Source organism: Xylocopilactobacillus apicola, assembly GCF_033095985.1.
Classification (GTDB): Bacteria; Bacillota; Bacilli; order Lactobacillales; family Lactobacillaceae; genus Xylocopilactobacillus; species Xylocopilactobacillus apicola.
In genome coordinates this window covers 2215005-2226035 of sequence record NZ_AP026802.1, presented here as the reverse complement: position 1 = coordinate 2226035, position 11031 = coordinate 2215005, and the positions used below count along the sequence as shown (strand labels likewise).

Below are 11031 nucleotides of genomic sequence, written 5' to 3'. Positions count from 1 at the left end.
TAATAGTCTTATGGGGATTACAAATCTTTATCCTTTATTTCAAAAAGAAATGAAATTGTGATGTACAGCAAGCAATTTTTTGGGTAGGATGTACTTTAGGCATCTTAAGGAGAAACAAATGAAATCTAAATTTTTGAATATTGCGGGGACGCTCTTACTTATGGCTACGCCTTTTACTGAATCAATGGTTGCCACTGAGGCATCGGTAAAGGCAGCTAAATCGAGTTATAGCTGGGATTACGATGTAGACGAACCGGAGCTGGGGGCATATGATCGCTTGTTGCAAAATGCGGGGCCGAGCGATGGAATAGTGGATTGGTATCCTACAAAAAATGCTTTGGGCGCAAAACCGAGTGCCCAGACGGTGGTTAAACAACTGATTGACCTCTCGATCGCAACTAATGACGGCACTTCAAATGCTCGCAATGTCTTATTTAATAATACGACGGGACATAATCCAAAAGATGGCTATCGTGAAACATATAATAAGTACAGTGTTGCGCTTGGATTTATTGCGCAGCTTTTAGCGTTTAACGGGGAGAAGCCAGGAATTGGCGCTGAACTTGAGCAGGGAGCTCAACCGGGATTTGCTGACCCGGAGAATGCTAAGGGACAAAGTATAATCAACGGCGATATCACTAAAGATCCCTCGAAAAGTGGGGTTGGTCGTGACATGGCAGACATCCTAGGAACGGCGTTCTTTGGCGATCCCAATAAAGCCTACGCCCAAATTTACGTGAACGGTTATGACAACGTTGCACAAAGTGAGGACAATATCATTCACGAAGCGACTACCAGTATCACTTTAGTAGCTCAAAGCTCACTTACTGGCAGGAAAGCAACGGCCATTTTTAAACTAAATAACAAAACTGTGCCGCGAGGTGTGGAGAACACGAAGCTTAATAACTATGTTGACAACAGTGTTTACGCTAATGATTCTGAAGGCACGGATATCGCGGGGCTTAATTTGACGACTGCGCCGCAAGAGTTTATTGACGGAATCGGATTTTCTCACCAGCCGACTTTTTGGATTGACGGTAACGACGGCGGGGGAACAATTGTCGTTCCTCGCGGCACCACAGCTAAACAAATTGCAGAGTTGATTGCCAAGAAGAAGGTTGCAGGTAGTAATACGCTTCAGGAAAGTGCGCCGATGAAGGCTGTCCAAGGAGCCGCCATACCTGATACAGCAGAAGGAAACAAAGTAATCGTCGGGTCTGATGGCAATAAAACTCTTGGTCAGGCATCTTATAGTCATTTCTATGAAGCAACTCAGAACACACTTGATGGGGTAAATACTATTGGGGTTCCTTGGGCAAATGGAGATGGAGGAAGTGGGTCCATTTATAATAATTCTGCGCAAGTTCATTCGGGAATCGACGGCCCAGAGAATTTCCACTTTGGTAATACCGGGGGTCACAATTATGATTCGCAGAAATGGAGCAATAAAACCACTGCCCAATATCGAGAATATAACAATGTGTTTAATACAAATTTGGGTGGGGAAGACTCGCAATCCGTTAACAATCACGGAGGAACGGGGGTTTACCCCATTCGCTTGACAGACTCCAATCATCCGACGAAGGATGGATGGTTTGGCGGCGGAGGTCATTCACTTGACACCAATTCACTATTTAATGGAGGAAACTGGTCAACTAAATCGGCTGCCTCGATTCCAGACGTCAGAATTTCAGAAGGAACACCAGATTCGGAAGATAATTCTTTAACACCAGCTAGAAATATGAAGAGTCCCAGCGTCAAACAGGTTAGTAAAGTGGCTGGAGTAAGTGATCCTAAGTCAACGACCAACGTCGGGAAAGTTAAGCATCTATTTAAGCCTTCCTCTTATTTTAAAGAGGCTTACGATGCTAATCATTTCGTTACGAACAGTCCTGAGTCTCAAAATACTGATGTGGATGCAATTGCTAAAGAGATATCGGATAACGGAAGTTTTACTGATGGACAGATCAAAAAGAGCTTCTCATACCAGGCACCAGTTTCTTCTTGGATTTATAAGTCCTACGATAATCCGTATTCAACAGTAATGAGTAGTGCGGGTGCCCAAACAATTGATGGAGAAGCTTTGGAATCGGATAGATCTAATTCAACGATCCAGCCGCAAGCGGTGTTAGATCTAGATGATCCGAATAATCCTGATGCAACTTTAGACTCCCCGTCGCCTACTAAGATTGCGTTGACCCCAGGTCAGGGATTTGTTAGTCAACCAATTACTTCTCTTAACGGAAGTGGAGCTTCTTGGACTCCAACTTACTTCTATGCGGCAACTTATAAAAAGCAGAGAAATGAAGCTAATGCTCCAACAGAAGACTTTAATTCGAAATTTACAATCAAAGATGGAAACGATATTAGGGGGAATTTTGTAATAACTGCTGGAGATAAGGGAACTCTTGTAAAGTATGGTGCTGTTGGAACAGACGGTGAGGATAATAAAAACGAAGAAACTAAAAGCGAACCAAAGGGTTACGGCTCTCCTGCAGCATATTTTACTCCAGCAAATATGCCAAATAACGGGTTAGGGTACACAATGAATCGGCAAAATGATTATCCTTTCAGCCAAACTGATGATTCTAGATTAGTAAATAATCTGTCCGTTCCTTATCGAGGAGTAGAAATTTGGGATGATTCGCAATACTTTGTTCAAACTTGGGATAAAAACACAACGGTCAAAGAAAAGAAAGGTGGCAGTTATGTGGACACTTCCAACTCTAAACCTTTGATCTATAATTCTAACCATACACTTGATGCAAGTTCGATTGGGAAAGTTGATTCGCCAAATTTTGAGGCTAAGTATTATTTGGCTGGTTTCATTCAGCGTTACAGTGGTGGTAGTAACGTTGTTCCTTTCTATACTCTAGGCGAACATATTGCCCAGACGGCAGCTTCCAAGCGGGCGTACTTCAATTCCAATCTTTACAATAATCCGAAAGGCTCGTTCTCTAATAACGGATCCAACAAAAACAATAGTCGTCTGTTTGTTTCTCAAGATTTTGCAATCGGACCGGTCTCAAGCGATATGATTGCTAGTCCTGGGGGAAATGACCTATCGATCGATGGAACTACGTATCCGTCAGAAAATAATAGTGAAGATGATGCTGCTAAGATTCTCGAACTGGTAGTTAAACATAATGATCCGACTCAAAATCGGGCTAACGACGTCAGTAAATCTGAATTTACCGATGGTCACGGGTATAGTACTGATCGGAACCATAAAGGTGATGGCAATGGATTTGGCCAAGACGGTTCCGGCTACAAGTTGGTATCGATCGCTGATGCGGCAGCTAAGCAGGGTATCTCGGAAAATGAACTCGCAAACGAGATCGCTAAAGTCACTAACAAAAGCACTTCGTGGATTAAGAGCATTAAATGGGTGGAAGCAACTTTGCCGCGAATTAAACGAAACGCAGGTAAAGCACGCATCAACGTGGTTGTCTACGATCGATCAACAGAAGATTCTACAGCAGTAGATCACAGTAAACCTAAAACGAAGCCATCGTTCTCGACGACTGATATCGCTACCGGGAACGATCCGTTCAACGTTCAGTTGAGCCCATATACAACAACTTATGATGATGGAGCAGTTCTTAAAGCGGGCGATGTGCCTGATAGCTTCAAAAATCAGATTTCATCCACTCTTGTAGCTGGAAATCCTGATCTTGTCGATAGTCAAGGTCAAGTTGCTCAAAATAGGCTCAAACAGCTCCTAGTCACCGCATTTCTAAATAGTTGGCAACAAAACGCTCAGAGTGCGAACACTAGTTCGCAAATATATCTTTATGGCGGATTTGGCATCAGCGATTCTGACACTAAGAATTCATATTCGCAGTGGCCAAGCGGTTTCAAGACAAATACGGGCAACTATTTGACTGCAACGACCAAATTTCCACAGGACTTTTACCGTGGCGGTAGTGATTTAACTCTGGCGGATGGAAAGTCAAAAATCAAAGGCATTCCAATGAGTGCTTTGAACGTTGACGTTAGCGAAATCGATGCAACTAAGCCAGGCACCTATCCAGCAGTGTTTACTTACACCAGTCCAGATAGCAAGGCAACTGCGAAAATTACCGTACCGATCAAGATTAATTCTTCAAGCGCTCCGGTGTTTAGTTTCCAGGGGCTTGATAGTATGACTCTTCATGTCGGTGATCACTTTAATCCAAATGATTTCAAAGTGGTGGGTTCCTGGGAGATTTTCCACCAATATAAAGGAAACTACGACCAAATTGTGAATTACGAGGGCATCGCAAGAGACGCTGAGGGGAAACCAAAGGTGACGATTCAAGGTACCGTTGATACTAACCGCCCAGGAATCTATCAACTAACCTATGAGGCAATAAACCTAAGCGGTCAAAAGACCTCGATGGTTCGAAATATCACCGTGTTGCCAAAAGGCGATACCTCGGACTGGCAGATTACCGAATCTCCTTCTACAGGCTACATCAACTACGTTCCCGGATACGGCATTAATGTCTGGGATGCACCGGGTGGATCCTTCACAGGACAGCGCCTTGCACACGGAACTGCTTGGAAAATATTCCAAAAGGCTTCCAATTCTAACGGCAAAACCTTCTATAATGTAGGAAAAAATCAGTGGATCGATTCCCAGTATGTATCGTTTACTCCCGTCAGTGGTTTAGAGACGCTAGATGGAGTCGTGACGATCAAATACGTTCCAGGGTATGGGGTTAATTTATGGAAGAACCCTAATACAACTGGCGGCTATTATGAGGATCGAAAGCTAATGGACGGCACCGAGTGGCGGACTTTTGGTAAACAAAATGGATTCTATAAGGTTGGCAATAACCAATGGATTCAAGGCGATTTTGTAAATTTTAAGGTGCATTAAATAATGGGATTTGGTCAATGGTGATCAAATCTCTTTATTTGTTTAGACAGATAAAAATTTCTGATTTTTAATCTCAAAATTTTTCTCCCATAATGGTTTCAAATATGTTACAGTATCTTTATTAGGACATAAATTGTTTTATTCAATCGCGTGTTGATGTAAAATTAAGGGTGTTCTATAAAAAAGAAAGGGAGAATTATGAAAGCAAATCATAAATTCAAATTTGCCGGTTTAGCGAGTACAGCACTGTTACTGCTGTCTCCTGTAGCCGGTGCATTTACAGGTGTTGCTCAGGCAATTACTGTTCATGCTGACGATAGTTCTTGGGATTATGATGTTGATAATCCTGGGTTAGGTCAATATGACAAGCTTTTGCAAAATGCAGGGCCATCCGACGGTCAAGTTGACTGGTATCCTGCTGAGCATTTCGCTAGTAGCTCTAACATTCGTGCTTCTAAATTGGTCCAACAATTAATTGATCTTTCCATTGCGACTAATGATGCTAGCTCTAATGCTCGTCATGTCCTATTTAATGATACTAAGGGAGGTAACCCTACTGCTGGCTATGATAAAACTTATGAAAAGTATAAGCTTGCTCTAGGCTTTATCGCCCAAATCCTAGCATTCAACAACCAAAAACCTGGTGTCGGATCTTATTTACACCAAGGGTTTGAAAGTGACTTTGATAGCGATGGAAAGTTAAAAGAGGGTATTTGGGCTCCAAATAAAGAGGATGTCATTGCTACTACTGGCAAGACTCCTGACCCTGATATTCTAGCAATCCCCAAAATTGGCGAAGGCGTCAATATTTCTGACGTTTTAGGCACAGCTTTCTTCGGTAACCCGAATGAAGCTTATGCACAGCTTTATATCAATGGGTACGATAACGTTGCACAAAATGAAGAAAATATTATTCATGAATCTACCTCCAGCATTACTCTTATGGCTCAAAGCAAGATTACTGGCCGGAAAGCTACTGCCGTTTTCAAGCTTAACAATAAGACTTTCAACGTCTTGCCTGAGAAAGTTTTGCTAGAGAATAATATTGACAGCTCTCCTTCCTCTAAAGGTGAATGGGGTACTAGAAATTTTCCGGATTCTGAAGGTTCACCTCGTCTTGGTGATAGTACCGCTGGAACCTTTAATCAGCGTACTAACCTCAAGAATGGTTTGACTCAAGATCAACAGAAATTAATCGGTAGTGGTGGTTCTACTGCTTGGGTTGATCCTGATACTGGTTCTGGGACTATCGTGGTGCCGAGAGGTACTGATGCTGCTACTATCGCTAAGAAGATTAAAGCTCTCGGTTATCAGAGTAACTTCAATATCTCTAACGTTGCTCCTATGAAAGCTATTCATGGCGATAATGTGGCTGGTACTCTCGCTACTGATAAGAATTCTTACAACGCTTCTGGGGTAGTTGGCAGCGGACCTTCTTCCGTTACGTTTGGTGATAATTCTTTATCAAGTCTTAACCCTGATTTGAATGCCACCAGCATTAGTAATGATCAATTTGATGGTGACGGAAAAGCTGAAGATAACTACATTGGCGTCGCTGATCCTCGTTTGACATATGATCATACTTCTAACACAATTACCGGGGCTAATAATCTGAAGTCTGACTTCAGTAATTCACTCTTGTTTAATCCTTTCAATACCAACAACAAGGATGAGACCGGAATTGGTAAGGGTGGTTACAACAATGATGTTGCTAAAAAGATTCCTAATCAGGCTGATACAGACTCTAGTAAAGTTGATTCTGTGCCTGGTCCTGCAGCTAGTGTTTCTGATAGAGATGCAAACTTCCAAGGTAATTTAGCAAGTAAAGGCCTTAACTTCTGGCCTGCTTATTCTAATGGAAATACTATTATACCTGCCGGTACTACAAGTGTTCACAATGATGCAAACGGAAGTCAAAATAATGACACTTACGGAAAAAGCACCTATGCCTTCGGTGGTCCTACCGATGCTTTCGGTGGTGGTGCTGGATCTGTAAATCTAAAGGTTGGTGATAACAACAGCGGTGTAGATGGACAATTAGGTGACGTTGTTCATGCTTTCGAACCTAGTAGTGGAGTTAACGAAACTAAATCTCCTTTCATGGTGCGTGAAGCTTGGGATGATACTCATTCTATCTTCGGAACTGCTCCTTTTACTGGTATGTCTGAAGAAACTATCAAGAATCAAATCGCCAATAATGGTTCTTTTAACAACACTTCTGGTGATGAGATTAAGAAGAGTTTCACCTTCACTATGCCTTTAAACAACACTGTTTTGAAGTCTTACCGTAATCCTTACAGTACTGTTATTTCTACCGCACTGCCTTTCTCTAAGGATAGTGGAATTTTTAAATCGGGTATTGATTACGACGCTAATCCTTTGACTGCTGATGGCAAGGGTGATCCTTTTGGTACTGGGCACAATGCTGCTGGTAATGATTCTGATATGAATGCCACTAGTGTTGGGTTCACAGGAGCGTACATTTATGACTCAGTCAATGGTAGCAAAATTAATCAGGTATCAAAACTACCAGCAACTAATCCTTGGTATGTGAACCATGGAACTGCTAATAAAGACGTTATGGATTATAATGATTCAATTGAGGATACTACTGGTAACGCGAATATAAATATTCAGGGAAAGAATGGTAGTAGTGACACTGATGCGAAGTCCTTGCATCTCAGTACTACTACTTGGGAATCTAAGAGCTGGGGTGAAGGAAACCAAGCCAGTGATAAACCTGGGATTTACAATGCTAGCCCTGATGTACAATTTAATAAAGGGACAACGAGTCCGACGACAACTACTACAGGTGATTTAGATTCTTCTTCTGATGTACAATATAATAATGTATATGATACTTGGTTGAAAGAAGACTCTGGCAAAATCAAAGGCCGTGTTTTCGCCAATGAAGTGGGAACAAGCTATATGATTCCTGGAGAAAATAGTTCGGATCAATATCCGCATGATCATCCATTATCACCAGCTCAACTAGGTTATGTTAAAGACGCTAATAATAAAGATCAGTTCAATAAAGGGACTGATGCTGGATCTAAATTCATTGACCCAAATGGATATACTTTTGCTAATCATCAAATTACTAATCCTTCGGGGGGTGTAAACGTTAGGATGGGTTGGCTAGTTCCTGGTAATGACATTGATCCTTCAGATTGGGGTCCAGGCAAAGTTGATGGTTATGCAAGATGGGATGGTCAATATGTAGTTACCAGTGCCCATCAAACACATTCACAAACCCATAAACAATTCGCAAAGAATGCTGGTTATGTTTTAATTAACGCCAGTGGGTTAAGTGAAGATCAAAGTAAAAAGTTGTCTAAATATCAGGTTCCAGATGGCGTAACTAATCCGGGGTCTATTACTTTAGATGGTATTTCAAATTATGAAAACTTCAACGATTTGGGTACTCATGCTACAAATCGTCCATACATCTCACCAGTAAATGATGATTTAGGATATCGTGGTGGTCTACTCGGAGTAATGAGTATTCACGGTAATTCTACTGATTCTGGTATTGTAAAAGGAACTTATGATAGTAAACTCAATGTTACCCAATCATCTACAATTGCTGGCAGTATTTATAACAGATTTTTAGGAACTCCTAGCGCTAATGACCCCGTATTTTTAGATGCTCCTGGACTTACTAATGGTAAAGTTAGAGTAGATGGCAAAGGTGAATTTGCAACAGATACTGATTTACATTATGGATTAGCTTGGAATGATTCATCTGATTTACCACAAGTGAAGATTAAACGTTCTTTGAATGTTCAATATTTGGTTCCAGTTTCAGTTGCCAGAGATGTAAAAACTACTTGGACACAAGATCTTCAAGTAAGAAGCGTAAGTCTTCCCACAGGTTATACGTGGGATAGAAAACAATCTGTAAAAACCGAATACAATAACTATAAGCTGTATTTGGGTGATGTAGCATTAGAAGATGCAGAATTTAACCCAGGAAATGAAGACAAAATTGATTTCATAGATACTAATTCTAACGGATCAAATATTACTCCTCGTCCGCCGTTTCGACATGACACTTCGTTAAACAATATGAACGTGATTCAAGTCAAAGATGCTCTTAAGGGTGTTCGTCCAGTAAACAATCAAATTGCCTACACACGTATTGATCAAAGCTTCCCTCACTATGATTCTGAGTTATTTGACCAAGGTTCTAACACCAAGGCACTTACTACTCATCAAGGTGAAGACGACGGAGTATTTGTTGGTAGTTCCGCTGAGATGAAGACAAAATCTAGTGATCCTAAGACAATCGGTACCTCAGATGATTACTCAATCGGAATTGTTAAAGCTCCAAGTAAATTCTTCAAAGTCAATGAAGACGGAAGTCTTGCTAATGGTCAAACTACGTTAACCAATACAGCTGATGCCAAAGTTGAACATTCAGTAGAAAATCTAGCTGATGGCAAAAAAGGTATCAACAAGACCATGGACGTTGATGAAAATGACAACGGAATGGCAATCAGTGATCCTACAAGTTACTCGAAGTTATCTGATGCTTACAACGTGAACATTTCAGCTGACGGCAAGGTTACTGCTAAAGATGACGATGAAAATTCTAAGTCTAATCAAGAAAACCGTGTTGCTCTTGTTCAACAATTAATGGATAATGGCGGTAACGCTAATGCATATTACTACATTCCATCATTACCTCGTCTCTATGAGAACTGGAACAAAGCTCGAATCAATGTGGTAGTTTACGACAAAGCAGCAGTTCCAGCTCCTACTAAACAAGACACGAAACCATCATTTGCCACAACTGATGTTTCAAGAGGAAATGATCCGTTCAACGTTAAACTTCGTCCATACACCACTGTCTATGATGATGGTGCAGTATTGACAGAAGCAAACGTTCCACAGAACTTCAAGAATATCTTGGCAAAGAGTTTAGTTGCCGGTAATCCTGATTACGCAAATAACACTGAGAAATTACAACAATTATTAGTGAATGCCTTCCTTGGTAGCTGGCAACAAAACAACGGCAGTTTCGATGAAACTGATACCGGTGCTGGCGTTAAATCACCACTATATCTATATGGCGGCTTTGGAATCAGTAACTCTGACTCTAAGAACTCATATGACAAGTGGCCAACAGGTTACGCAAATCCTGAAGATAATACTTCTAAGTATCACGAAGCTCTTACCAACTTCTCTGGTGACTTCTATCGTGGAGGAGCAGATCTAAAGGATGCACAAGGAAATACAATCGCTAATACAAAAGTTCCTGCAAGTTCAATTAAGGTTGATATCAGTAAACTTGATTTAACTAAAGCAGGCAGTTACCCAGTGGTATATACTTACACGAATCCAAGTAATGATAAGGATACGGCAAGTATAACAGTACCCGTTCAGGTAACAGATCAATCAGCACCAGTATTTGCCTTCCAAGGCACTAATGATGTAACTATTAACGTGGGAGAGAACTTTGATCCAACAGCGTATAAAGTAGTTGGTTCATGGAATATCTTCAACAAGTACAATGGTGACTATGATCAATTAGTTAACTACGAAGGAATCGCTAAAGATAGTAAAGGTGATCCAGACGTAACCATCTCTGGTACAGTTGATACAACGGTTGCTGGAATTTATCAGTTAACCTATAAAGCTACGAATGCTTCAGGTATTCAAACTGTAATGACCCGCTATATTACAGTATTACCAAAAGAAGCACCATCTAGCGAATGGAGTATCTCAGACTACAACGGAGTAGGATATGTTAACTATGTTCCAGGTTATGGGATCAATGTCTGGAATGCACCAGCAGGTACATTTACAGGTCAAAGATTACAACATGGAACAGCTTGGAAAGTCTTCCAGAAAGCGACAAATTCAAAGGGACAAACCTTCTATAACGTAGGTAAGAACCAATGGATCGATGGACAGTATGTCTCATTTGCGCCAGTAACAGGTGGCATGGAGACATTAGATGGAATCGTAACCATCAAGTATGTCCCAGGCTACGGAGTCAACTTATGGAAAGACTCAAATACGACGGGTGGATACTATGAAGGACGTAAGTTACAGGACGGCACCGAGTGGAAGACGTTTGGCCAGAAGAATGGCTTCTACAAAGTTGGTGAGAACCAATGGGTGCAGGGTGACTATGCTTCATACCGTGCTAAATAGATAGA

2 protein-coding genes are annotated in these 11031 nt (G+C 41.2%); both read left to right on the top strand.

The window, feature by feature from the left end; genetic code table 11:
* Nucleotides 1-118 precede the first annotated feature (118 nt).
* On the top strand, nt 119-4864 hold the full coding sequence (locus R8495_RS10900; RefSeq protein ID WP_317635483.1) for an immunoglobulin-like domain-containing protein: 4746 nt from the start codon (nt 119-121) through the stop codon (nt 4862-4864).
* 198 nt (nt 4865-5062) lie between these two features.
* Nucleotides 5063-11026 carry an immunoglobulin-like domain-containing protein gene (locus tag R8495_RS10895; protein ID WP_317635482.1) on the top strand — a complete coding sequence of 1988 codons (5964 nt, stop codon included), beginning with the start codon at nt 5063-5065 and terminating at the stop codon, nt 11024-11026.
* Nucleotides 11027-11031: the final 5 nt, after the last annotated feature.

What these genes read in the sequence shown, in the direction of transcription:
- R8495_RS10895 (WP_317635482.1), top strand. Translation starts at nt 5,063, where the DNA reads ATGAAAGCAAATCATAAATTCAAATTTGCCGGTTTAGCGAGTACAGCA.
- R8495_RS10900 (WP_317635483.1), top strand. Translation starts at nt 119, where the DNA reads ATGAAATCTAAATTTTTGAATATTGCGGGGACGCTCTTACTTATGGCT.